This window comes from Sphingorhabdus sp. 109 (assembly GCF_902506555.1).
In the GTDB taxonomy this organism is placed as follows: domain Bacteria; phylum Pseudomonadota; class Alphaproteobacteria; order Sphingomonadales; family Sphingomonadaceae; genus Parasphingorhabdus.
In genome coordinates, this window is the sequence record NZ_LR732707.1 from 901448 (window position 1) to 925652 (window position 24205).

Genomic DNA, 24205 nt, shown 5'->3' on the forward strand with positions numbered 1-24205 from the left:
AAAAGCAAGAATTGTAGGAAAAGCGACATGAGTGAACGAGAGTCAATGCCTTATGATCTGGTGATAGTCGGGGGTGGTCCCGCCGGTCTCAGTGCAGCCATAAGGTTCAAACAGATGGCCGACGAGGCAGGCAAGGACCTGTCGGTCTGCGTGTTGGAAAAAGGCTCCGAAATCGGCGCGCATATCCTGTCCGGCGCGGTGATTGACCCCAAGGGCCTAGATGAACTCTTCCCGTCATGGCGCGACGAAGATTGTCCGCTCGCGCAGACTCCGGTGACCGAAAACCATCACTGGATATTGACCAAGAAGAAAAAAATTTCGCTGCCCCATTTCATGACCCCGTCTTTCATGCACAACAAGGGCACCTATACCGGTTCGCTCGGCAATCTGTGTCGCTGGCTGAGCGAGCGGGCCGAAAATATGGGCGTCGAAATCTTCCCGGGCTTCGCGGCCGCCGAAATCCTGTATAATGAGGATGGATCGGTAAAAGGCGTTGCCACCGGCGATATGGGCGTGGCACGGGATGGCAGCCACAAGCCGGATTATGAACCCGGTCTCGAACTGCACGCCAAATATACATTCTTTGCCGAAGGCGCGCGCGGCCATCTGACCAAGATTCTGAAAAACCAGTTTTCGCTGGATGCCGAAAGCGAGCCGCAAATCTATGGTCTCGGGATCAAGGAATTGTGGGATATCGATCCGGCCAAGCACAAGCCGGGCCGGGTGATCCACTCGCAGGGCTGGCCGCTCAGCGAAGGCGCCAATGGCGGCGGCTTTCTCTATCATCAGGCGGACAATCAGGTCGCGCTTGGCTTTGTCACCTGGCTGAATTACGAAAACCCCTATCTGTCGCCGTTCGAGGAAATGCAGCGCTGGAAGCAGCATCCCGAAATCCGCCAGATCCTGGAAGGCGGAAAACGCGTTTCCTATGGCGCGCGAGCAATCAACGATGGCGGCTTCCAAGCCGTTCCCAAGCTCTATTTCCCGGGCGGCGCCCTGATCGGCTGCTCCGCCGGCTTCGTCAATGTTCCGCGAATCAAGGGTACGCACACCGCCATGAAGACCGGAATGATGGCCGCAGAAGCTGCTTATGAAGCGATTGTGGCAGACCGCAGCAGCGACGAACTGACCGCTTATGGCGCGGCTTACGAAAATAGCTGGGTCCGGGAAGAATTGCGCGTGGTGCGCAACGTATTGCCGGCGGTCGAGAAATATGGCGATTTCCTCGGCACGATCATTTCCGGCATCAACATGTGGGCCGAGCATCTGAAGATCAAAATGCCGTTCACGATGAAATTGCACCCTGACTGGTCGCGATTGAAGCGGGCGGAACATTGCAATCCGATCGAATATCCGAAGCCCGACGGGGTGATCAGTTTCGATCGTCTGTCGTCGGTATTCCTGTCGAACACCAACCATGAAGAAGACCAGCCGGTCCATCTGCAACTGAAAGATCCCGATATACCGGTTAATGTCAATCTGCCGGTCTTTGCCGGCCCTTCGGCGCGCTATTGCCCGGCAGGCGTCTACGAATTTGTCGAGGACGAGGCCGGCAAGCCGAAATTCCAGATCAACGCGCAAAATTGCGTGCACTGCAAGACCTGTGATATCAAGGACCCGGCCCAGAATATCAACTGGGTGGTTCCGGAAGGTGGCGGAGGTCCAAATTATCCGAATATGTAGTCTCGGCCTATGGGCGCTGCTCGCCACCAGTCAGATTGCTGCACCGGCGCTTGCCAGTCGCGGCGACAGCACCACGGGCCTCAATCGCTTTGTTGAAGCCAGACTGGCCGAGTCCGCCGATCAGAATCAGCTTGCGGCCGCCATCTACGCGGACGGTCTGAAGGAACAGCCGGACAACGAGTTGTTCGCTGGCAAAGCCTATGTTAGCGCCGTGGAAACGGGAGATTTCGATCTGGCCGTAAAAGCGGTCCGGGTCATGCAGTTGCGCGGTACGGTGGAGCCGGAAATGCCGCTGCTGCTCTATGCTTCGGCCTTTGCGCAGCGGGACTGGAATGGCGCCGATCTGGCGACTGTCGAGGCGGAATCACTCGGGAATTTTGCCTTTCTTGAACCGTTTCTGGCGGCTTGGCTGGAAACCGCAAGAGGGCGTGACGGGACCGCGATGCTTTCGCGAGCCAGAAGCAATGCGACCGCCCGCTATTATCTCGAAGAGCAGTTGATCCTGCACAGCCTCGCCCGCCGACAGGAAGATGCCGCGCTCTCCTTGATCGCCGCTCTGGTCGAGCGCAACGAAGCGCGGATGGCGCCGGTACGAATAATGGCGGCCCGACATTTCTGGGCGCGAAACAAACCGGAAGCGGCAAAGGAAATTCTGAAGCTACGGTCTACCGCGGCCGAGCAGAGATTATATCATCAGATCGAAACCGGGCTGAAAAAAGGCGTGGCCCGAAAAGTAACGGCAACCACCGGTCTGGCCTTCCTCTTCCAGCGGCTCTCGAGCGATCTGGCTGCGCAGCAAGCCAATTTTCTCTCGCAACTGCTCGCGCTGTCCGGCGCGCAGGTTGCCGGCAGGTCCGACTATGCCTGGCTGATGCTGGGCCGTGCCTATGCACTGGCCGAGAAGCACGATCTGGCGGCGGCGGAATATGCGCGGATTGGCAGCGACAGTCCCTATTTTCTCGTCGGACTGAGTTCGCAGATCGCCAGCTTGGTTGCCAACGATGATTTTGACGGAGCCAAGGCCCGGCTCGTGTCTGTTCTGGAATCGGATCCGGAGGCTCCCGAACTCCATATGCTGCGCGGCCAGGTATTGCAGGCACAGGGTGACCATGTGGCGGCGGCGGATGCCTTTACCTCGGCCGTCCGGCTGGCGGAGCAGCAGAACCGCTCCGATCTGGTTCTCGCCAATTACTGGCTGGCACTGGGCGGCGCGCAGGAACAGGCCGGAATCTGGCCGGAAGGGCTGGAATCGCTGCGCAGGGCAAATGAGCTGCTGCCCAATTCCCCGACAATCCTCAATTATCTCGGCTATGCCCAGCTCGAACGGCGGGAGAACGAGAAGGAAGCGGTCGCTGCGATCAAGCAGGCGCACGAATTGCGATCGAATTCGCCCGCGATCACCGATTCCCTCGGCTGGGCCTATTTCATTACCGGCGACCACCAACGGGCCGTTACCTATCTGGAAAGCGCTCTGGAAGGCCAGCCACAGGACCCGACGATCAATGAGCATCTCGGAGATGCCTATTGGACAGTCGGTCGGCTTTACGAGGCGCGCTATGCCTGGAAATCTGCAAAATTGTTCGCAGAAGACGAGGATGCACAGCGGCTTGCCAGCAAAATAGATATCGGTCTCCAGCCCGACCTCGTATCGCCCTGATGTCCGGCTCAGAACGGGATGGGCCGGATCGGGAAACGGCCTATGCAAAAATCAATCTTGCGCTGCATGTCCGCAGGCGGCTGCCCGACGGCTATCACGAACTGGAGACGATATTTGCCTTTCTCGATCAGGGAGACAGGATTTCGGTGGGTCCGGGCGAGGGTATCAGTTTGCAGATCGATGGTCCTTTTGCGGACGGTTTGAGCGCGACCGACAATCTGGTTATACAGGCGGCAAACCGGCTCGCGCAGCACGCAGATATGAAGCGCGGGGCCCGTCTGCATCTCGACAAGCAGCTGCCGGTTGCGTCCGGAATCGGCGGAGGATCGGCCGATGCCGCAGCGACGCTGCGGTTGCTCAACCGCTTCTGGGGGCTTGGGCTGTCGCCAGAAGAACTGGCGGTTGTGGCGCGGCCGCTCGGCGCCGATGTCCCGGCCTGCGTCGCCAGCAAAACCTGCCGCGGCACGGGTATCGGCCAGGATCTGGAGCCGATTGTCGATGATGATCTGCGCGGTACCGACGTGCTGCTGGTCAATCCTCTGGTCCCGGTGCCTACAGCGGACATATTTGCGGCCTGGGACGGTGTGGATCGCGGCGCCCTTTCGGGTGGACCGCTGATCGCCTCGGCCCGCAAAGGCAGAAATGACCTGCAGGACCCGGCCGCGGCGCTGGTATCGGAGTTGACGGCAGTCCTTCAGGCGCTGGAACATTGCCGGCCGGTGCTAGCCCGTATGTCGGGATCGGGTGCAACATGTTTTGCCTTGTTTGATTCAACCACCGAAGCCAGAAAAGCAGAGAGCCACTGCCGCAAGACGATGGACCGAATATGGACGATGATTGGGAAAATCCGGTGACCGAAGCATTCGAAATTTCTGGCGTGCCCTCCGAAGGCGGCGTTCTGCTGCTGGTTGATCATGCCTCCTGCCACGTCCCCGACGATATCGATCTCGGTATTCCGCCACAATATGCCACGGACCATATCGCCTATGATCCCGGGATCGCACCGATAGCCCGGTTGATGACCGAGCAGGGAGGCTATCTCGCCGTTCTCAGCACGGCTTCCCGGCTTATCGTCGATCTCAACCGCTATCCCGATGAACCAGCCGTCATCGTGGAGCGCAGCGACGGCGTTGAAATCCCGGGCAATCGTCTTTCCGAAGCGGAAAAACGGGCGAGGCTGGATCGCTTCTTCACGCCCTATCATGACCGGGTGGCGGCGCTGATCGCCGACCTGAAGCCGGTGCTGGTGGCTTCGCTGCACAGCTTTTCGCCGGTGCTGCGGACCAATCCGCAGCTGAAACGTCCGTGGGACATCGGTATCATGTATAATGATCATCAGACGGCCCCGCGCCTCGCGCTCCAGTATCTCGGCGAGGAGGAGGGCTTGATCGTCGGTGACCAGATGCCGTATTCGGGCAAGGATCTCAACGCGACGATGAACCGGCAGTGTGAAACCGTCGGCCAGCCCTATATCGGGGTCGAAGTCCGTCAGGACCTGATCCGGGAAGAGACCGGACAGCGGCGATTTGCCGATATTTTATTGCGTACGTGCGATAAAATAAGAACGGCTCTTGCTTAACCGGCGGACTTTTGGAAGGACGATCCGGAAATTGCCATATTGGAAAGCCAGAATGACCAACAGATTCGATAAATCCCGTTTGCCCAGCCGTCACGTCAGCGTCGGTCCCGAACGCGCGCCCCAGCGCAGCTATTATTATGCCATGGGAATGACCGAGGAAGATATCGCAAAACCTTTTGTCGGCATCGCTTCCGCGGGGAACGACAGCGCGCCCTGCAACACATTGCTCGACGGTCAGGCCGATATCGCGCGTGAAGGCGTGATCGAAGCCGGCGGAACCCCGCGCCGGTTCAACACCATCACGGTCACCGACGGCATTGCCATGGGCCATCAGGGCATGAAAGCTTCGCTGGTGTCGCGCGAAGTGATTGCCGACAGCGTTGAGCTCAGCGTTCGCGGCCACTGCTATGACGCGGTGATCGGCTATGCCGGCTGCGACAAGAGCCTGCCCGGCATGATGATGGCGATGCTGCGGCTCAATGTGCCGTCGATTTTCGTCTATGGCGGCTCGATCCTGCCCGGACGCTTCCACGACCATGATGTAACGGTCGTCGACGTGTTCGAAGCGGTCGGTCAGCACAGCGCCGGCAATTGCCCGCTACAGGAACTGATCGAACTGGAAAAAGTCGCTTGCCCCGGACACGGCGCTTGCGGCGGCCAGTTTACCGCCAACACCATGGCCTGCGTCGCCGAGGCCATCGGCCTGTCGCTGCCGAACAGCAATATGGCACCCGCTCCCTATGAAACCCGCGACGATATGGCGCGGGCCGCGGGCCGGCAGATCATGAACCTGATCGAGCTCAATTTGCGGCCGCGCGATATCTGCACCCGCGATGCCTTCATCAACGCCGCCCGCGTGGTCGCCGCCACCGGTGGCTCGACCAATGCGGCTCTTCATCTGCCGGCCATGGCCAGCGAGGCGGGTATAGATTTCGACCTGTTCGACGTCGCGGAAATCTTCAAGACCACCCCCTATCTGGCGGACCTCAAGCCGGGCGGCAAATATGTCGCCAAGGACATGCACGATGCCGGCGGCGTCTACATGCTGATGAAGACGATGATGGACAATGGTCTGATCAAGGGCGACTGCATCACCGTGACCGGCAAGACCCTGGGCGAGAATATCGAGGAAATCGTCTGGAACCCCGACCAGAAGGTCATCTACGACGTGCAGCACGCGATCACCCCGACCGGCGGCGTTGTCGGTCTGCGCGGTTCGCTGGCGCCAGAAGGCGCGATCGTCAAGGTCGCCGGCATGGCACGCCTGCAGTTCCGCGGTCCGGCCCAAGTCTTCGAGTGCGAGGAAGATGCTTTTGAAGCCGTTGAAGACCGGAAGATCAAGGAAGGCGCTGTCGTCGTTATCCGCAACGAAGGGCCGAAAGGCGGCCCCGGCATGCGGGAAATGTTGGCCACCACCGCCGCGCTCTATGGTCAGGGCATGGGCGAGAAAGTCGCGCTGATCACCGATGGCCGCTTCTCGGGCGCCACTCGCGGTTTCTGCATTGGCCATGTCGGACCGGAGGCGGCCGATGGCGGACCTATCGGCCTGATCGAGGATGGCGACATGATCAATATTGACGCCGAGAAGGGCCTTATCGATCTGGAAGTCGACGAGGCGATATTGACCGAGCGGCGGAAAAACTTCACGCAACGCGAAAGTGATTATGGTTCGGGGACCTTGTGGCGCTATGCCCAGAATGTAGGACCGGCCTATAAGGGCGCGGTTACCCATCCGGGAGCCAAAGCGGAAAAACATGTCTATGCGGATATCTAGTGCTGTCGCCTTCGCGTTATTGTTGACTGCTTGCGACAGCAGGCCGGACAATGCTGTGCTTGCCGAAGCAGAGCAGCGAGCGGCTGCACAAGCCGGAGAAGACGGAAAAATCAGTTGCGCCATCGATGGTGCAACCGATTTTACCCGCGACTGCCTGATTGAACGGCTGAGCGGTGAAAATGGCGTCACCATGATCATCCGGCACCCCGACGGCGGTTTCCGTCGATTCAATGTGCTGACCGACGGTCATGGCTTGGAAGCCGCGGACGGTTTTGACAGGGCGCGGATCATGATTGTTGAAGATGGCAAGATCCAGGTCAGCGTCGGACCCGACAAATATCTGTTGCCCGCACAGATCAAGCCGAACGCTGGTGCAGAAGGGCCCACCGACAGCCAGGAAGAACCGGCGCCAGCCGGAAGCTAGAGACAGGCATGATCAATCAGGGGAATATATTGACCGCCGCTGAAATGAAGCGTGCGGAACAGAAGCTGATCGACTCCGGCGTTAGCGTTGACGAACTGATGCGCCGCGCAGGGCAAGGCGCCGCGCAGATGATCTGGCGCGTTGCCGCCGATATGCCGACTCTGGTGCTTTGTGGTCCGGGCAATAATGGCGGAGACGGCTATGTGATCGCGGAATGGCTGCGGGATAAAGGCGTTGAAGTCCGCATCGCCGCGGCGGCTGATCCGACAACCGACGCCGCGCGCCATGCCAAATCGCTTTGGCATGGGGAAACCGTCTTGCTGGAAGAGGCACAACCCGCCGCGCAATTTGTCGACTGTCTCTTCGGCACCGGATTGACGCGCGCCATTGGTGATGGCTGGTTCAGCGATTTCAGCCGCCTGTTTGCCGGTGCGAAACGTCGGGTTGCGATCGATTTGCCCAGCGGCGTTGAATCCGATCACGGTCTATTGCTCAATGACCTTCCGGCTTTTGATATGACCGTCACGCTCGGGGCGTATAAACCTTCCCATTATCTGGAGCCGGCACGGTCGAAAACGGGCCATCTGGTCGGGATCGATATCGGCATCACGGCGGATAGCAATCTCGAAATATTGCCAAAGTCGCAGATGTCCGGGCCGACTTCACAGGATCACAAATATAGCCGTGGCCTGGTAGGCGTAGTCGCTGGTGCGATGCCCGGCGCCGCGCAACTCACAGCGCTAGCCGCCCAGAAATCCGGAGCCGGTTATGTCAAAATATTCGCCGCAGCCGGCTTTCCTTCTCCCCATTCCAGTATCGTGGTCGAGACCGTGGAAGATAGCGCCGACCTGCAGCAAAAGCTTTCCGACCCGCGCATCTCCGCGATCGTAGTCGGCCCCGGTCTGGGTCGCGATGATCAGGCGAGGGAGCTGCTGGGTGCCGCATTGGCAGCCGATGCACCGCTGGTCCTCGATGCTGATGCGCTAACCGTCGCCGGAACGGAATTTTCCGCGCTGGTGAAGAATCGTAATGCCGGGACGATCGCGACTCCCCATGCCGGCGAATTTGCCTCACTGACGGGGCGTGCACCCGAACATAAAATCCAGGACAGCTGTCAGCTCGCGCATGAGTCAGGATGCAGCATTTTGTTGAAGGGAGCAGACACGGTGATCGCCAGTACCGAGCGCGAGGTATCTCTGTCGGCACAGGACTGTCCATGGCTCTCCACGGCGGGCACCGGTGACATATTGGCCGGGATCATCGCAAGTCGCTTGGCAACGGGCCTTGGTGCTTATAAGGCAGCCTGCGAAGGCCAGTGGCTGCACAGCCGGGCCGGACAACTGGCGGGCCCGGCCTTCACGCCGGAAATGCTTGTCGACCAGATCCCCGCCAGCTTGCAGGAATGTTTATGACCGCGACCGCCGATCCAGACCTGATCATTCGCGTTGCCGCGAAGGGGGACGGCGTGACTGCCGATGGCCGCCATATTGCCTTTTCCGCACCGCTCGACCGGCTGAACGAAGATGGTGGCCTGATCAAGGGACCGCATCATGTCGAACCACCCTGTCAGCATTTCCAGTCCTGCGGCGGTTGCAGCCTGCAACATCTCGATGCCGAGAGCTACGCCCGCTTCCTCACCGAGCGCGTGGCCTATGCGCTGGAAGGACAGGGGGTGGTCGCCGGAAAGCTCCACCCGCCGCAAATTTCGCAACCCAGAAGCCGCATTCGCGCCAGCCTGCGCGCGGCCAAGCTCGGCGACCAGTTCAAGCTGGGGTTCAGCGGTGCGGGCAGCCACAGGATTGTCGATCTAAAGCAATGCGAGATTATGGCGCCCGAGCTGATGGCGCTACTCCCGCCGCTTCGGAGCTTTCTCAAGAAAGCGGCCCGCCGTAAACATGACATGAATATCGAAATGACCCTGATCGACCAGGGCATTGACCTGCTGATCAGCAATTACGAACCGGAAGGTCTGGAGCAGCGCGAAGCGCTATCGGCCTTTGCCCAGAAAAACGGCCTGGCGCGCCTGTCGGTCGATGGCGGCTATGGTCCCGAAACCCAGTGGGAACCGGAACCGGTGACGGTCACGCTGGGTGGCACTGTGGTCGGTTTTCCGCACAGCAGTTTCCTTCAGCCGACACGGGAAGGCCAGCAGGCGCTGGTCGCTGCCATGCGGGAAACGGTTGGCGATGCGCGTCTGGTTGCGGACCTGTTCGCCGGACTGGGTACGTTCACGCTTGCTCTGGGCCCGGACCAGAAAGTCTATGCCGCCGAGGGCGCGCGCGATGCCATCGGTTCGCTGAAAATGGCGGCCAACCATTCGACTCGACAGATTTTCTGCGAGCATCGCGATCTGTTCCGGCGACCGCTAAGCGTCGAGGAACTGAACCGCTTCAATGCCGTCATTCTCGATCCGCCGCGGGCCGGCGCCCGCGACCAGATATTGCAACTGGCTCAGTCCGATGTCGCGAAAATCTGCTATATCAGCTGCAATCCGGCCAGTTTCGCCCGCGATGCGAAGCAACTGTGCGACGCCGGCTACAAGCTCGACCAGGTCTGGCCGGTGGGCCAGTTTCTCTGGTCGACCCATGTCGAGCTTGTCTCCAGCTTCAGCCGCTAGCTACGCCTGCAAGGGCTGGTCCGCTCCAGCCATCACCTCGTCTAATGGAAGACCGCGATAGCTGCGTGAATTGCCAGCGCGATAATGCACAGGCTCGACAGGGCAAATAATATGAACCGGAAAAGCACGCGGTTGACGGTCACCTGTACCAGACTGTGCAACACGCGCAGGGCAACATAGGCCCAGGCAATGGTCTGGTTCAGTCCATAATCCTGTCCCGAAAGGATCAAAACAACACAAATTGCATAAAAAAGCGTCGGTTCTGTCAGCAAATGGTTATAATTATGCGCTTTCCACTGCACGTCCGGCGGCAGCAATTCGTCGAGATCACCACCTTTGCCACCGACCAGATTGGCGGTGTCGATCTTGGCCTTGTTCATCGCCGGAATCCGCGTGACATACATCCACAGCCAGATCAGCATGGTCCACAAAATGAGCGCAACCATCGGTTGCAGCAAGGGGCTGTTGTCCATTAAATTTCCTCCCGAATATTGTTATGATGCTAGAAAAGCGTGGCCCACAGGGCGTTGACCGCCATGACCAGCAGGCAGACGGTCGACAATATGAAGAGCAGAAAGCGGACCTTCACCAGATTGACCGTCGCCTGCCAGATGCTGTGGATGATCCGGATGATGACATAGGACCATGCCAGATAGAGATTCATTCCGTGCCCTGCACCGGCAACGGCCAGAATGACGACCGTCGCGTAGAACAGAGTCGGTTGTTCCATCAAATGGGTGTAATTATGGGCCTTCCAGTTTACCTTGTCGGGAATGACCCCTTCGAGATCGCTGCCGCGTCCACCCGGCTTTGCGCTGCCTAGATCCGCGCCGGATTTCGCCATCGCGGGGAATCTTGTCGCGGCCATCCAGAACAGCATGATCAGCGACCACAAGACCAGCACGGCCGCTGGAGCCAAAATTGCAATTTCCATGTTTCGTCCTCCCGAAAACGGGAAGAAACTGCGTCAACTGTAACCGATTGTCAATTGCAACCTAAATCAGTGGCTAGGCGCTCGGAAAGGACACCACATTGTCGCGATCGGACCGGTCGAGATTTTCGCCGACATAGAGGCTGGCCATCGGTTCGTCGGCGACATCATATTCCTCGCTGCTGCCATAGCCGTTGAACTTGGTCCGCATCGCCGAGCCATAGGCACCGATCATACCGATTTCGATATAGTCGCCGGCCTGAATGCTGTCGGGCAGGGTGAACGGTCCGGCCATGAAGTCCATGTCGTCGCAGGTCGGGCCGTAGAAGCTGAAACCGGTCGTCGCGCCGCCGTCCTCGTCGGCACCGATCTGTCGCACCGGAAAGCGCCAGCCGATATGGGCGGCGTCGAACAGGGTGCCATAGGCGCCGTCATTGATATAGAGCTCGTTGCCACGACGGCGCTCGACCTTGACCACCAGCGAGCTATATTCGGCCGACAATGCGCGACCGGGTTCGCACCACAGCTCTGCGGAATAGCTGATCGGCAGATCCTCGAACGTGCGGTCGATGGCGGTGAAATAATGGTTGAGCGAAACCGGCGCCAGATCGGGATAAATGGACGGAAAACCACCACCGACATTGACGATGTCTACGGTCACCGACGCGCCGACAATCGCGGTACGGACCCGCTCGAGAGCATGGACATAGGCGAGCGGCGTCATCGCCTGGCTTCCGACATGAAAGCAGATTCCGAGGCAGTCGGCCCGCTGCCGCACGCGCTGCAGCAATTCGGCCGATTCATCGACATCGATACCGAATTTCGAAGCGAGGCTGATTTCGGCAAATTCCGAAGCCACGCGAATCCGGACGCAGAGCGTCAGGTCTTCGGCATTACCGGTGCCCAGTTCGATCTTCTCCAGCTCTTCGATACTGTCGAGCGAGAAAATCCGCACGCCATGCTCGTGATAGGCTTCCCGCACCGAAGCCAACTGCTTGACCGGGTTCATGTAGCAAAGCGTCGCCTCTGGCAGCGCCGCGCGCACGGTCCGCACTTCGTCGATCGAGGCGACGTCGAAATGGGTGACGCCTTCTTCCCAAAGCAATTGCAGCAAGGTTGGCGAAGGATTCGCCTTCACCGCATAGAGCGACTTGCCGGGAAACTGCTCGACGAAATAACGCGCAGCACGACGGGCAGCGTGTGGCCGGTTAAGCAAAACTGGAATATCTGGGCTAAGAGCCTTCGTCAGCTCCTCGGCATCATGGTAATAGCGCAACTCAAGGGACCCCCTATCGGCTTAGATCGATTGAGCTGCCTTGCGGATTCGCAAGCGGCCATGGGGCAGCGAAGCGCGGCTATATGGCCGCTATATGAGTCTGTAAAGTCCTACATTTACAGAAAGTGCTGCTACCGGTCCATTTTCTAGCTCAACCGGTCCTGAAACACCGTCCAATCGAATGTTTTGACGCATTTTAGCGTGTCATTGTCGCTGTTCCACAGCCAGATCGAGGGCAGGGGAACACCGTTGAATGTGTTGGTCTTTACCATCGAATAATGGGCCTGATCAAGGAAAGCGATGCGTTGCCCGATATGCGCGTCGGCGGGCAGGATATAATCGCCGATAATGTCACCCGCGAGGCAACTGGGTCCGCCGAGGCGAATGGCGGTGCCTTCGCTGCGCTCACCCAGCATGGCCGGCCGATAGGGCGCCTCGATTACGTCCGGCATATGGCAGGTCGCCGATATGTCGGTGATCCCGACCGGTATGCCATTGTCGAAGACATCCAGTATCTCGCCGACCAGGATTCCCGCATCCAGCGCCACGGCCTCGCCCGGCTCGAGATAGATATCGCAACCCGACCGCGCTTTCAGATCTTTCAGGAAAAACACCAACGCCTCGCGATCATAATCATCGCGTGTGATATGGTGCCCGCCACCCAGATTTATCCATTTGAGCGTGCCGAAATGCGGCGCGATATACGGCTCGACCTTCTCCCATGTCTGCTGCAACGCGTCAAAACCCTGCTCGCATAGATTGTGAAAGTGGATGCCGCTCAAATGTCGGAAATGCTCTGGTGCCAGCTGGCTGACCGGAAAGCCGAGCCGGCTATGCGGCTGGCTCGGATCATATTTTTCCGTCTCACCCAGCGGGATTTGCGGATTGATTCTTAATCCTATTTCTGAACTATCGTTCAGAAGGTTATGATTAGAGTAACTTTTCCATCGCACAATCTGCGCCGGATTATTAAAGGTGACATGCTCGGAAATGGCACTGATACGGGCCAGATCTTCCGCTTTATAGGCGGGAGAGTAAGTGCTGATAGGCCCGCGAAAATGTTCTCTGGCAAGCCGCGCTTCCCACAGGCCAGACGCGCAATAGCCATCGAGATATTCGTCGATCAGTGGCGCCAGAGACCACATCGAAAATGCTTTTAGCGCCAGCAGGACCTTGGCACCCGAACGCGTCCTGATATCTGCCAATATCGCCAGATTCCGCCGCACGGCTGCCTCGTCCACGACAAAGGCGGGCGAGGGCACGCGGCCCAGATCAAATTGCGCAAACGCGCCGGGATCGCCGGCCTTGGTCTCCATCCTAGAACGCCAAAGGTGCTTCCAATTCTTCCAATGTCCACGGCAAACCATGCTCGTTCAGCATCGCCATGAATGGATCGGGATCGAATTCTTCCATATTGAACACGCCGTCGCCCTTCCACTGGCCGGACAGCATCATTGCCGCGCCGATCATCGCCGGAACGCCGGTGGTATAGCTGACGCCCTGGTTGCCGGTTTCCTCGAAGGCCGCCTCATGGCTGCAGATATTCTTGACGTAGAGCGTCTTCTCGACGCCGTCTTTCACGCCGGTTGCGATAACACCGATATTGGTATTGCCCTTGGTGGTTTCACCGAGGCTCGCAGGCTCCGGCAATACGGCTTTCAGGAACTGCAACGGGATGATCTCGCGGCCTTCGTACATCACCGGATCAATCCGGGTCATACCGACATTTTGCAGCACTTCGAGATGGGTCAGATAGGCATCGCCAAAGGTCATCCAGAAGCGAATCCGCTGAATTTCCGGGAGGTGCGTCTTTAGCGACTCGATTTCCTCGTGATACATCAGATACATATTCTTCGGGCCGACCGCCTCGAAATCGAACTCCTGCTTCTGGGTCAGCGCCGGTCCCTCGACCCACTGGCCATTCTCCCAATGCCGCGAGTTGGCGGTAACTTCGCGGATATTGATTTCCGGATTGAAATTGGTCGCGAAATGCTGGCCATGATCGCCGCCGTTGCAGTCGAGAATGTCGAGCGTATCGATTCGGTCGAAATGATGTTTCTTCAGCCAGCAGGTGAACACGCTGGTCACGCCCGGATCAAAGCCGGAGCCGAGCAGCGCCATGATCCCGGCGTCCTTGTACCGGTCCTGATAATCCCACTGCCATTTATATTCGAACTTGGCTTCGTCGCGCGGTTCGTAATTGGCGGTGTCGAGATAGTCGGTCTTGGTCGCCAGACAGGCGTCCATGATCGGCAAATCCTGATAGGGTAGCGCCAGATTGACCACCAGATCAGGCTTTTCCTGCTCGATCAATGCGGTCAGCGCCGGAACATTGTCGGCGTCAATCTGGGACGTGGATATCGCCACGCCGGTCCGCTCTTTGACCGACTCGGCAATCGCGTCGCATTTTGATAAAGTCCGACTGGCCAGTAGAATTTCGCTGAAAGGCCCGCTGCCTGCCGCTATCAACTGTGCCATTTTATGCACTGCAACCGAACTGACGCCGCCTGCGCCGATCACCAATATTTTGCCCATGATTTCCACTCTAAATGCTGGAGAAATGTTAGCCCCGCATATAGGGAGAGGTCATGACAGAGCAAGACCTGATGGACCCTGAGCGCAAACCAAAACTTGCAGGGGTTGAACGAGCGGCAAGAAAAGTTGCTGACATACTGCCGGCGACACCGCTGTTGCCTTTGGAAATTGATGGCAAGACAGTCTGGTGCAAGGCAGAATGCCTGCAACCGATTGGCGCGTTCAAAATACGGGGTGGCTGGCACCGTTTGACCGATCTGAACGATGATCAGCGCCAGCGGGGTGTCATTGCCTTTTCCAGCGGAAATCATGCACACGGCGTTGCATGGGCTGCTCGCAGGCTGAACATACCTGCAACGATCATCATGCCTGAGGATGCTCCCAGGGCGAAACTGGAGAATACAAAGGCATTGGGTGCCAAGGTCATCACCTATGACCGGATGGGCGGTAATCGGGAACAATTGGCAGCCGATCTATCGCAGAAAAGCGGAGCCGTGGTTGTTCCCAGTTTCGATGATCCCTGGATCGTCGAGGGACAGGGTAGCTGCGGTCTGGAAATCCGCGAACAGGTGCGGGCCCGAACCGGATCGGAGCCGGATCAGATTGTCGCCTGCTGCGGCGGTGGAGGCCTGGCAAGCGGGACCGCTCTGGCTAACCCTGACGCCAAAATTATGGTCGTCGAGCCGGAAGGCTGGGATGACATGAAACGCTCGCTGGAAGGTGGAGCGATCGTGCCGGTAGAGGACAACCCGCCCGCGACCGATTGCGACGCGCTGCAAACGCTCAGCGTTGCGCCAATCACGTTCAATATTCTGAAAGATCGCGACGCCACAGGCATCGCCGTTTCCACCGCTGAAGTGCATCACGCGATGCGGGTAGCATTCGAGAAATTGCGCTTGGTCGTTGAACCGGGCGGTGCCGTTGCGCTGGCGGCGCTTCTCGCTGGCAAGGCCGGACTGACCGACCGGACCGCCATCACGCTGTCGGGGGGCAATGTCGACCGTCAGCGCTTCGCGGACATCATTAGGGGTAGCTAGGGTCTGATAAGTCTTTCCTACACCGGTCCTGATGGCCTATCTTCTGCTGATTCTGATTCAGGCTCTTTGACAATTTGATTAGATGATAGCGCCACCAATCGTCCGCACGCAAAGCTATCCGGATTTTGCCGGCGGTTTGGAAAGTCACACTCGGGAACCAGCGGCGGAACGAGAACGGCAGCAATTCTGCGGACCGGAGGCAAAAGTCTCAGAAATGAAAAACGCGCGCTTGTGTAAAGTTTTGGCGGGGGGGCATTGCGCGGCGAAAACAGGGAAGATCTATTGGGAGTTTGTTCCGATAATTTTATGGCAAGGCGGCAATCCGAATTTGGAAACTAGGCCGCGATCGCCCGTTCTAGATCCATCCGGCTCCAGATTTCCACCAGTGCCTTGGTCAGGTCAACCATCATCGCCTCGCTATGCGCCGGTCCGGGCGTGAAGCGCAGACGTTCCGTTCCGCGCGGTACGGTCGGATAATTGATCGGTTGTACATAGACGCCATATTCGGCGAGCAATATATCGCTGATTTTCTTGGCCTTGACCGGATCGCCCACTTGCAGCGGAACGATATGGGTCGTGGAATCCATCACCGGCAGACCCGCCTCGGCGAACAGGTCCTTGAGTTTTTGGGCGGCTGCCTGCTGGCCATCGCGCTCGGCGGTCGACTGTTTCAGGTGCCGGATGCTGGCCAGGGCGCCGGCAACAAGCACTGGCGAAAGGCTGGTGGTGAATATGAAACCCGGGGCATAGGACCGGATCACGTCGACGATCTTCTGGTCAGCGGTAATATAGCCGCCCATCACACCAACGGCCTTGGCCAATGTCCCCTCGATGATCGTGATCCGTTCAGCCGCCTTGTCGCGTTCGGAAATACCGCCGCCGCGCTTGCCGTACATGCCGACCGCATGGACTTCGTCGCAATAGGTGAGCGCGTTATATTTGTCGGCCAGATCGCAAATGGCGTGGATCGGCGCGACATCGCCATCCATCGAATAGATGCTTTCGAAGGCGATCAGCTTCGGCGCTTCGGGATCTGCGGCAGCCAGCAATTCTTCGAGATGCTCGAGGTCATTGTGCCGGAAAACCCGTTTCTCGCAGCCGCTGTTCTTGATTCCGGCGATCATCGAAGCGTGGTTCAGTTCGTCTGAAAAGATGATGCAGCCCGGCAGTACCTTGGTCAGCGTGGACAACGTCGCCTCATTCGATACATAACCCGAGGTGAAAAGCAGCGCGGCGGACTTGCCATGCCAGTCGGCCAGTTCCCGCTCAAGCTGGATATGATAATGGGTGTTACCGCCGATATTGCGGGTTCCGCCCGATCCGGCTCCGACGTCGTGCAGAGCCTCTTCCATCGCCTTGATCACATCAGGATGCTGGCCCATGGCGAGATAGTCATTCGAGCACCAGACGGTGACCGGTTGCGGACCGTTATGATGTGCGAAACAGCGGGCATTGGGAAAGGATCCCTTGTTGCGCAGGATGTCGATGAATACCCGGTAGCGACCCTCGGCATGCAGCCGGTCAATCGCTTGCGAAAAAATCTTGTCGTAGTCCACTGTGCACCAAATCCTGCGTCAAATCTGAGTTTGCTGTTTTCTGGAAATGGCCTTTAGCGGCCTTTTCTCACAATTTCCAGCGCGAACCACTCGCAATAAGGGTTGTCCGCCACGGGCTTACAGCTTTTCGAACCGGCTTATACCATATCTGGCGAAGGCCGGGCGGTAGGGCTCGATATCGGCGATATCTCCGGTTGTGACAAAAGTCCCTTCCCGCTCATCGTCCGGCCACGTCCTGTTCCCGGTCAGATAGGCAATCCGGCGCGCGATACCTTTGGCGCCGTCAATGAATTGGACGGGCCTTCCTGCCGCGACGGCCAGTTCGTCGCGCAACAGCGGAAAATGGGTGCAGGCCAGGATGACCGTGTCCAGCTCCGCGCCGTCGGCCTGTTCAACCAGCCCGGACATGGCGGCCGCTATTGCTCCGGCGTCGGGCTGCTCTCCGCGCAGCTTGGCCTCGGCGGCATAAACCAGTTCCGGAGCAGCATGGCGCAGCAGCATTTTGTCAGCGGCAAAATCGGCAGCGAGCCGGTCGACATATGGTTGCCGGATGGTCGCCTTCGTGCCGAGAAGGCCGATCACCCCGGTCTTGGTCAGCTCGCTTGCCGGTTTGATCGCGGGCACGGTGCCAACAACCGGGATGTCCAGCGCGGAGCGGACATGATCGAGAGCAATGGTCGATGCGGTGTTACAGGCGATCGTGACCAGTTGCGGTTTGTACCGTTCGACGAGACGGCCGAGGAGCGCCGGAACGCGGGCGGCGAGCTCGGCTTCGGACTTCATGCCATAAGGCAGACCAGCATAATCCGCAGCATAGATGACCGGTGCCTTGGGCAGCAAATGTCGTGTCTCGCCCAGAACCGAAAGCCCGCCGACACCGGTATCGAAAAACAACAAGGGAGGGCATTCGCCATTCTGCGCTTCAGTCATGTTATGCCCATAGCCAGAATAACGATGCGACGGCAACCGCTTCGGTTCGTCTGACAGATGTTTGGCCTTGACGTTTTTTCGAGCGAAATACTTGCCCATCACCACAGGTAACTATAGCGCGGATCGAAATAGGGGTATTTGCAGTGCAGTCTATGTGGGTAGAACCAATTTTGGCGTTAGGGCTTGGCTATTTGCTGGGCTCCGTTCCTTTCGGGCTGGTGCTGACACGGCTCTCCGGTGGCGGCGATCTGCGCCAGACCGGGTCCGGCAATATCGGCGCCACCAATGTTCTCCGGACCGGCAACAAGGCTATGGCTGCGCTGACCCTGCTTCTCGATATCGGCAAGGGATTTGCTGCGGTTTACATAGCCTTGCAGGTTTCTGACGGACTGGGCGTACTGGCCGGTCTCGGTGCCTTTCTCGGCCATCTTTACCCGATATGGCTCCGGTTCAACGGGGGCAAAGGCGTGGCGACACTGCTCGGCATTGTCACCGCCCTGATCCCCACTGCGGGCTTGATATTTGCGGTCACGTGGCTTGGATCGCTGGCGATCTGGCGCTACTCTTCGGTTGGCGGGATGCTCGCTGCGATATCGGTGCCGATAGCAGCCTTCGTTCTGGGTGAATATGCGATGATGCCCATGTTCATCGGGCTGGCCTTGCTGGTTTTGTGGAAACATCGCTCCAACATCGAGCGTTTGATCGCGGGCGAAGAGCCAAAAGTCGGAGCGTCAAAAAAGGCATGAAGTGAATGGGCGAAAGCCAGGAAGCGTTTGACCGGCTCCGGCTAATCCGATCCGAGAATATCGGACCCGTTACTTATCAGCAGTTGATCAGAAGATTCGGGACAGCAGCCCGGGCACTGGAAGCTATTCCCGATCTGGCGGCTCGGGGTGGCGGACGCGCGCCACGGATTGCAGAAGTGAAGCGAATAGAAGCGGAAATGCAATCGATTCACCAACTGGGAGCCGAGTGCCTGTTCCTCGGGGATCCCGCTTATCCTGTGTTGCTCGCGGAGCTTGGCAATCCCCCACCGGTCCTGATCTGGCAGGGCCACTCAGGTCTGTTGGACAAAACAGTGGTCGCCATAGTGGGAGCAAGAAATGCGTCGGCAGCGGCGTGCCGCATTGGCCGCGATCTGGCCAACAGACTGTCGGAAGCGGGGATTGCAGTAGTGTCCGGTCTGGCGAAAGGCATCGATACCGCCGCTCATCAGGGTTCGCTGGATAAGGCCACGATCGCGGTAATCGCTGGCGGTCTGGATGTTTTTTATCCACCAGAGAATGAAAGATTGCAGCGGACGATAGCCGAGCGCGGGTTGCTGCTGGCAGAACAGCCTCCGGGAACGGAACCGCGCGCCCGGCATTTTCCCTATCGCAACCGGATCATCGCCGGACTTGCGAGAGGCACTGTGGTTATCGAGGCTGCGCCGCGTTCGGGATCATTGATTACGGCCCGGCTGGCGGCGGAAGCAGGGCGGCAGGTAATGGCGGTTCCCGGCTCTCCGCTCGATCCGAGATCGAGGGGCTGTAATATGCTGATCCGGGAGGGCGCGACGCTGATTCAATCGGCCGAGGATATACTGGAAATGATCCGGCATTTTGACGATCGCGCGGAACCGGCGGCTTGTGGCAGCGAATTTCGGGCCGATCGGGAAGATCCGGCCTTGTACGGGAACGGACTGACGGAAATGGACAATGCAGAACGGGAGCCGGTGATAGCGTTGCTGAGCATGACGCCAGTGACTGTCGATGAGTTGGTCAGGCAATCGGGGCTGGATGCTCCTGCGGTGCAACTGGCCCTGCTTGAACTCGAGCTGGCCGGACGACTGATCCGTCATGCCGGGGCCCGGGTCAGCCTGTCGAACTGATCGCTTGTAGACTGGTAAAATCTCGACCGCCATTGACAAAAATCTTCACACAGGCCCTTGACCTGTAGCCAATCCCTGCCACAGCCTCGTGCGTGTACGTGAGAACAAAGAAAATCGGAACATATGCAGCTAGTCATTGTCGAATCACCCGCCAAAGCGAAAACCATCGAGAAATATCTGGGATCGGATTTCAAGGTTTTGGCTTCCTACGGCCATATCCGCGACCTTCCACCCAAGGATGGCTCCGTCGATCCGGACGATGGTTTCGCGATGACTTGGCAAAATTACACCGACAAAACAAAGCAGCTGAAGGCGATTACCGACGAGTCGAAAAAAGCGACACGATTGATTCTCGCGACTGACCCTGACCGTGAAGGGGAAGCAATCAGCTGGCATGTTCAGGAAGTCTTGCGGAAGAAAAAGGCACTTCCGGTGAAGGTCGACCGGGTTACCTTCAATGCCATCACCAAGGCTGCCGTGACCGACGCCATGGCGCATCCACGCGAGCTGGACGAAGACTTGATCGATGCCTATCGGGCACGGCGGGCGCTCGACTATCTTGTCGGGTTCACCCTGTCACCGGTATTGTGGCGCAAGTTGCCGGGCGCAAAGTCTGCAGGGCGCGTGCAGTCGGTATCGCTCAAGCTCATCGTCGAGCGGGAGCGCGAAATCGAGGCGTTCAAGCCACAGGAATATTGGTCGGTTACCGCGCAGATGGAGCAGGGTGGCCAGCCGTTCGAGGCGCGCCTGACCGTGCATCAGGGCAAGAAGCTCGGCAAGATGGACCTTGTGACCGAAGAGCAGGCCATGATCGCCAAAAAAGCCGTTGAAAACGGTCTTTTCACCGTCGAAACTATCGAGACAAAGCCGCTAACCCGCAATCCACCACCACCGTTCACGACTTCCACGCTGCAACAGGAAGCCGCGCGCAAACTCGGCTATTCCGCGAGTCATACGATGCGCATCGCGCAGCAGCTCTACGAAGATGGTGCGATTACCTATATGCGTACCGACGGAGTCCAGATGGACGGCAGTGCAATTTCTGCCGCGCGCAAGGCGATCGCTGACCGTTACGACGCAAGCTATGTTCCGGACAGCCCGCGCATATATAAGTCGAAGGCCAAAAATGCGCAGGAAGCCCATGAAGCCATTCGTCCCACGAACTTCACTCAGCGGACCGTTGGAAGCGGCGATCACGCCAAGCTGTATGACCTGATCCTGAAGCGGGCCATGGCAAGTCAAATGGCGTCGGCCCGGCTCGAACGCACCACCGTCGAAATGCTTGATGGTAGTGGTCAGACCGGACTGCGGGCCAATGGCCAGGTCGTTAAATTTCCCGGTTTCCTGGCGTTATACGAGGAAGGCCGCGATGACGACAAGAACGAGGATGGTGGATTGTTGCCAGCGATGTCCAAGGGGGACAGTCCGGCCAAACAATCCGTCGATGCATCGCAGCATTTCACCCAGCCGCCTCCACGCTATAGCGAAGCCAGTCTGGTCAAGAAGATGGAGGAGCTGGGTATCGGTCGGCCGTCGACCTATGCCTCGATTATCAAGACGCTGAAAGACCGCGCCTATGTACGCGTCGAGAAAAACCGGTTCTTTGCTGAAGAAAGCGGCCGGCTTCTGACAGGATTTCTCGAGCGCTTTTTCGATCGCTACGTTGCCTATGACTATACCGCCGGTCTCGAAGATGAGCTGGATGAAGTCAGCGGTGGTCGCGCCCAGTGGCAGGAAATCCTTGAAGCTTTCTGGCATGATTTCAAACCCAAGACCGTCGAGGTAATGGAGAAAATGCCGTCGGAAGTCACCGCGGAACTGGACAAGTTTCTGGGCGACTATCTGTTCCCGGAAAAGGAAGATGGCTCGGATCCGCGACTGTGCCCGCGCTGCAATGAAGGCAAGCTGGCGCTACGCGGCGGTCGTTTCGGCGCTTTTGTCGCCTGTTCCAACTATCCTGAATGCAAGTTTACCCGTCGATTTGCGCAAGGCGGCGGCGCCAACGCAGAGGAAGATGAAGGTCCGCAGGAACTCGGCGTTGATCCCGATAGCGACGAGAAAATCACCAAAAAGGTCGGTCGCTTCGGCCCATATGTGGAAAAAGGCGAGGGCAAGGAAGCAAAGCGCTCTTCTATCCCGAAGGATATTCCACCGGAAGATTTCGGCCTCGAATGGGCCGTGAAGCTGCTGTCACTTCCCCGAGAAGTTGGCAAACACCCGGAAACCAGCGAACCGGTGATGGCGCAGATCGGTCGCTATGGCCCCTATCTGAGCCACAATGGCAAATCCGCACGGCTTGAAAATACCCAGGAAGTTTTCGAAATCGGTATGAATGCAGCCGTTGCCAAACTGGCGGATGCTGCCAAAAATGGTGGCGGTCGCGGCCGCGGGAAAATGGAACCGCTCAAGATAATGGGCAAACATCCGCGAACCGAATCCGAGATCAAACTGATGGACGGCCGTTATGGGCCTTATGTTACCGACGGGACAACCAACGCTTCGTTGCCGAAGACAGTCGACAAGGATCAATTGACGCTGGAAGAAGCGGCGCAACTGATTGACGCTCGCGCAGCCAAAGGCCCGGCTAAGAAACGAGCCAAAAAAAAAGCGGCTCCAAAGAAAAAGCCGGCCGCCAAGAAAAAACCTGCTGCAAAGAAGAAGCCGGCAGCGAAGAAGAAACCGGCTGCAAAAAAGGCGCCAGCCAAGGCCGATCCCGAATAAGGCAGGGCTGGGCAAGAAGGGCGAGAGGCCGGTGCGCTGCTCGCTCTCCAGGAACCGAACCGCGAGAGTGGTCTGGTTCAGGGCTAACCGCCCAATCCTGTCATTTGCTCTTCAGATCAGGCGGCAATTTCCAGCCGATTGCGGCCGCCATGTTTTGCAGCATATAATGCTTTGTCGGCCAGTAGTAGCATTTCTTTCAGTTCGTGAAATCCGGCGCTGTTGGCCAATCCTGCGCTCACAGTCACCCCGATGTCAGGCTGCAGCAACCGCGCATCCATTATCGCGAGGCGCAATCGTTCGACCTGCGCTTCTGCTTCGGCGATTGACGTGTCGGGCAACAACATTAAAAACTCCTCGCCGCCGATGCGGCCTACGAGTTGGTTTCGGGATATTGTGTGCTTGCAGATTTTGCCGATCATTCTGAGAATATCATCGCCCACAGCGTGGCCAAACCGGTCGTTTACAGCTTTGAATTTATCGACATCGAAGATCGCGATGGAAAACGCTCCGTTCCCTTCCTGGGCGCGTTGCAAGGCAAGTTCGCACTGTTCCATGATATGGCGTCTGGACGAAAGGCCCGTCAGCTCGTCGCGAGCGAGCAGCCGCATCTTTTGCAATTTTGCTTCTTCTGCTTTCCGCTGGTCTTTTTCTGCCAGAATTCTCAGGAGCTTTTCGTTTTCAATGATCTTCTCAACCTTGCTCTGGCGGTCCGCCAGCAAGGAAGCGATCGGCAGTGCCAGCATCAGCTGACTCGCGATATAGGCTTGCAGGACGAATATCTTGGTAATCTGGCTTGCCTCCAGTCCGGCGATCGGACCAAATCCCGAAAGGGTGAAAAACTCTGCCACGATGGCGACCATAAGCGTGGAGGCCATCCCGCCAAAGGGACCGAAGCGAAAAACCGCTGCAAAAACGGGAATCGCTGTCAGGAAAAGCAGCGGTACTGCAGTCTGAACGAGTGCAACGGCCGATACAGCGAAAACCAGTGACATGATCCCGGCAAATTCGAACCAGCGGCGTCCGGGCCAAATATATTTCTCCGCGCCGGTGATCGTTGCATGAATGATGTTGAAGCAGGGCAGGAAAATCAGCAGCCCGAGCAGATCGGATGCGAACCACGACAACCAGGCATTCGCGAAATTTTCGATGTCTCCGAGAGACGCGATGGATGCGGAAATGGCCGTCACGAGAGTTGCCACTATGCCAAATTCGACCAGTTGGGCCGGGTTATATAATCCGGTTTTCGGAAATCCGAGGCGCGCGAGAGCCAGGAAAACCAAGACCGCTTCCAGCACGTTCGAGAGCGAATAGAGCAGGGCTGCTTGCAAGGGGAAACCGGAATATAAATTTACGACCAAACTCGCCAGAAAGACACCGGTGCAATAAACCGGATGCTCTTTTCTCGGGAAAATCATCAGCATGAACACAAGGCTGGCATTGGCTGACCATAAGGCTGCAAAACCGCCGGTATGGTTTGACGCTGCAATGACGATCAGCGAATTCAGGCAGAACAGGGTTGTTACCAGAGCTGCGCGGGTTGATGTATGCCGCATAGCAGCTAATTTCGAAGCCAGATTTTGCAAAACCGTCCCCAATTCAAAACGTAATTGGCCCC

At 58.0% G+C, this 24205-nt stretch carries 20 protein-coding genes; 12 read left to right on the forward strand and 8 right to left on the reverse strand.

Annotated elements, in window-relative coordinates; all coding sequences use genetic code 11:
- The first annotated feature begins 27 nt into the window (after positions 1 to 27).
- The 8 genes from BOSE62_RS04445 to BOSE62_RS04480 are packed head-to-tail and all read left to right on the forward strand — an operon-like array spanning position 28 to position 9734.
- Complete coding sequence (locus tag BOSE62_RS04445) at positions 28 to 1683, forward strand: electron transfer flavoprotein-ubiquinone oxidoreductase (protein WP_159642423.1); 1656 nt, start codon at positions 28 to 30, stop codon at positions 1681 to 1683.
- On the forward strand, positions 1652 to 3340 hold the full coding sequence (locus BOSE62_RS04450) for a tetratricopeptide repeat protein (RefSeq protein ID WP_159642425.1): 1689 nt from the start codon (positions 1652 to 1654) through the stop codon (positions 3338 to 3340). The genes BOSE62_RS04445 and BOSE62_RS04450 overlap by 32 nt, the downstream gene beginning before the upstream one ends.
- Positions 3340 to 4194, forward strand: a complete 855-nt coding sequence (locus BOSE62_RS04455; RefSeq protein ID WP_159642427.1) for a 4-(cytidine 5'-diphospho)-2-C-methyl-D-erythritol kinase — start codon at positions 3340 to 3342, stop codon at positions 4192 to 4194. The genes BOSE62_RS04450 and BOSE62_RS04455 overlap by 1 nt, the downstream gene beginning before the upstream one ends.
- A complete protein-coding gene (locus BOSE62_RS04460; RefSeq protein ID WP_236553831.1) occupies positions 4167 to 4919 on the forward strand; it encodes an N-formylglutamate amidohydrolase in 753 nt (250 codons plus the stop codon). The genes BOSE62_RS04455 and BOSE62_RS04460 overlap by 28 nt, the downstream gene beginning before the upstream one ends.
- 52 nt (positions 4920 to 4971) lie before the next feature.
- Entirely contained in the window at positions 4972 to 6693 is a 1722-nt protein-coding gene (gene ilvD, locus BOSE62_RS04465; protein ID WP_159642429.1) for a dihydroxy-acid dehydratase, read from the forward strand.
- A gap of 55 nt (positions 6694 to 6748) precedes the next feature.
- Positions 6749 to 7117 carry a hypothetical protein gene (locus BOSE62_RS04470; protein ID WP_159642431.1) on the forward strand — a complete coding sequence of 123 codons (369 nt, stop codon included), beginning with the start codon at positions 6749 to 6751 and terminating at the stop codon, positions 7115 to 7117.
- Between the two features lie 8 nt (positions 7118 to 7125).
- Complete coding sequence (locus BOSE62_RS04475) at positions 7126 to 8529, forward strand: NAD(P)H-hydrate dehydratase (RefSeq protein WP_159642433.1); 1404 nt, start codon at positions 7126 to 7128, stop codon at positions 8527 to 8529.
- Positions 8526 to 9734: a class I SAM-dependent RNA methyltransferase gene (locus BOSE62_RS04480; RefSeq protein ID WP_159642435.1), complete on the forward strand. Its 1209-nt coding sequence runs from the start codon at positions 8526 to 8528 to the stop codon at positions 9732 to 9734. The genes BOSE62_RS04475 and BOSE62_RS04480 overlap by 4 nt, the downstream gene beginning before the upstream one ends.
- Before the next feature lie 41 nt (positions 9735 to 9775).
- Here the strand turns inward: BOSE62_RS04480 and BOSE62_RS04485 are convergent, their stop codons facing one another.
- The 5 genes from BOSE62_RS04485 to BOSE62_RS04505 form a co-directional block, all read right to left on the reverse strand.
- Positions 9776 to 10207 carry an MAPEG family protein gene (locus tag BOSE62_RS04485; protein WP_159642437.1) on the reverse strand — a complete coding sequence of 144 codons (432 nt, stop codon included), beginning with the start codon at positions 10205 to 10207 and terminating at the stop codon, positions 9776 to 9778.
- A 29-nt stretch (positions 10208 to 10236) separates the two neighbouring features.
- Positions 10237 to 10668: an MAPEG family protein gene (locus tag BOSE62_RS04490; RefSeq protein ID WP_159642439.1), complete on the reverse strand. Its 432-nt coding sequence runs from the start codon at positions 10666 to 10668 to the stop codon at positions 10237 to 10239.
- Positions 10669 to 10741: 73 nt separating this feature from the next.
- On the reverse strand, positions 10742 to 11941 hold the full coding sequence (locus BOSE62_RS04495; protein ID WP_159642440.1) for a type III PLP-dependent enzyme: 1200 nt from the start codon (positions 11939 to 11941) through the stop codon (positions 10742 to 10744).
- A 146-nt stretch (positions 11942 to 12087) separates the two neighbouring features.
- A complete protein-coding gene (locus BOSE62_RS04500) occupies positions 12088 to 13257 on the reverse strand; it encodes a carboxynorspermidine decarboxylase (RefSeq protein ID WP_159642442.1) in 1170 nt (389 codons plus the stop codon).
- A 1-nt stretch (position 13258) separates the two neighbouring features.
- Positions 13259 to 14476 (reverse strand): saccharopine dehydrogenase family protein, encoded by a 1218-nt coding sequence (locus BOSE62_RS04505; RefSeq protein ID WP_159642444.1) that lies wholly within the window; start codon positions 14474 to 14476, stop codon positions 13259 to 13261.
- A 53-nt stretch (positions 14477 to 14529) separates the two neighbouring features.
- On the opposite strand from BOSE62_RS04505, the gene BOSE62_RS04510 reads away from it, so the two are divergent.
- Positions 14530 to 15513 (forward strand): threonine ammonia-lyase, encoded by a 984-nt coding sequence (locus BOSE62_RS04510; RefSeq protein ID WP_159642446.1) that lies wholly within the window; start codon positions 14530 to 14532, stop codon positions 15511 to 15513.
- A gap of 335 nt (positions 15514 to 15848) precedes the next feature.
- Here BOSE62_RS04510 and hemA read toward each other — a convergent pair whose 3' ends face one another.
- Positions 15849 to 17069 (reverse strand): 5-aminolevulinate synthase, encoded by a 1221-nt coding sequence (hemA, locus tag BOSE62_RS04515; RefSeq protein ID WP_159642448.1) that lies wholly within the window; start codon positions 17067 to 17069, stop codon positions 15849 to 15851.
- Between the two features lie 117 nt (positions 17070 to 17186).
- Positions 17187 to 17999, reverse strand: a complete 813-nt coding sequence (gene murI / locus BOSE62_RS04520; RefSeq protein ID WP_159642450.1) for a glutamate racemase — start codon at positions 17997 to 17999, stop codon at positions 17187 to 17189.
- Positions 18000 to 18151: 152 nt separating this feature from the next.
- Here murI and plsY point away from each other — a divergent pair, with 152 nt between their 5' ends.
- The 3 genes from plsY (at position 18152) to topA (ending at position 22590) form a co-directional block, all read left to right on the forward strand.
- Entirely contained in the window at positions 18152 to 18745 is a 594-nt protein-coding gene (gene plsY / locus BOSE62_RS04525) for a glycerol-3-phosphate 1-O-acyltransferase PlsY (protein WP_159642452.1), read from the forward strand.
- A gap of 5 nt (positions 18746 to 18750) precedes the next feature.
- Positions 18751 to 19869, forward strand: coding sequence for a DNA-processing protein DprA (gene dprA, locus BOSE62_RS04530; RefSeq protein WP_159642454.1), 1119 nt, complete (start codon positions 18751 to 18753; stop codon positions 19867 to 19869).
- Positions 19870 to 19992: 123 nt separating this feature from the next.
- Complete coding sequence (topA, locus tag BOSE62_RS04535; RefSeq protein ID WP_159642456.1) at positions 19993 to 22590, forward strand: type I DNA topoisomerase; 2598 nt, start codon at positions 19993 to 19995, stop codon at positions 22588 to 22590.
- 116 nt (positions 22591 to 22706) lie between these two features.
- Here the strand turns inward: topA and BOSE62_RS04540 are convergent, their stop codons facing one another.
- Positions 22707 to 24143, reverse strand: a complete 1437-nt coding sequence (locus tag BOSE62_RS04540) for a sensor domain-containing diguanylate cyclase (RefSeq protein ID WP_159642458.1) — start codon at positions 24141 to 24143, stop codon at positions 22707 to 22709.
- Positions 24144 to 24205 lie beyond the last annotated feature (62 nt).

Bases quoted from the DNA above. Each gene is read 5' to 3' on its own strand.
- murI (WP_159642450.1), bottom strand. From the start codon at position 17,999: ATGACTGAAGCGCAGAATGGCGAATGCCCTCCCTTGTTGTTTTTCGAT.
- BOSE62_RS04490 (WP_159642439.1), bottom strand. From the start codon at position 10,668: ATGGAAATTGCAATTTTGGCTCCAGCGGCCGTGCTGGTCTTGTGGTCG.
- BOSE62_RS04505 (WP_159642444.1), bottom strand. From the start codon at position 14,476: ATGGGCAAAATATTGGTGATCGGCGCAGGCGGCGTCAGTTCGGTTGCA.
- BOSE62_RS04460 (WP_236553831.1), top strand. From the start codon at position 4,167: ATGGACGATGATTGGGAAAATCCGGTGACCGAAGCATTCGAAATTTCT.
- BOSE62_RS04485 (WP_159642437.1), bottom strand. From the start codon at position 10,207: ATGGACAACAGCCCCTTGCTGCAACCGATGGTTGCGCTCATTTTGTGG.
- ilvD (WP_159642429.1), top strand. From the start codon at position 4,972: ATGACCAACAGATTCGATAAATCCCGTTTGCCCAGCCGTCACGTCAGC.
- BOSE62_RS04475 (WP_159642433.1), top strand. From the start codon at position 7,126: ATGATCAATCAGGGGAATATATTGACCGCCGCTGAAATGAAGCGTGCG.
- BOSE62_RS04480 (WP_159642435.1), top strand. From the start codon at position 8,526: ATGACCGCGACCGCCGATCCAGACCTGATCATTCGCGTTGCCGCGAAG.
- BOSE62_RS04455 (WP_159642427.1), top strand. From the start codon at position 3,340: ATGTCCGGCTCAGAACGGGATGGGCCGGATCGGGAAACGGCCTATGCA.
- topA (WP_159642456.1), top strand. From the start codon at position 19,993: ATGCAGCTAGTCATTGTCGAATCACCCGCCAAAGCGAAAACCATCGAG.
- BOSE62_RS04540 (WP_159642458.1), bottom strand. From the start codon at position 24,143: ATGCGGCATACATCAACCCGCGCAGCTCTGGTAACAACCCTGTTCTGC.
- dprA (WP_159642454.1), top strand. From the start codon at position 18,751: ATGGGCGAAAGCCAGGAAGCGTTTGACCGGCTCCGGCTAATCCGATCC.
- BOSE62_RS04510 (WP_159642446.1), top strand. From the start codon at position 14,530: ATGACAGAGCAAGACCTGATGGACCCTGAGCGCAAACCAAAACTTGCA.
- BOSE62_RS04500 (WP_159642442.1), bottom strand. From the start codon at position 13,257: ATGGAGACCAAGGCCGGCGATCCCGGCGCGTTTGCGCAATTTGATCTG.
- plsY (WP_159642452.1), top strand. From the start codon at position 18,152: ATGTGGGTAGAACCAATTTTGGCGTTAGGGCTTGGCTATTTGCTGGGC.
- BOSE62_RS04445 (WP_159642423.1), top strand. From the start codon at position 28: ATGAGTGAACGAGAGTCAATGCCTTATGATCTGGTGATAGTCGGGGGT.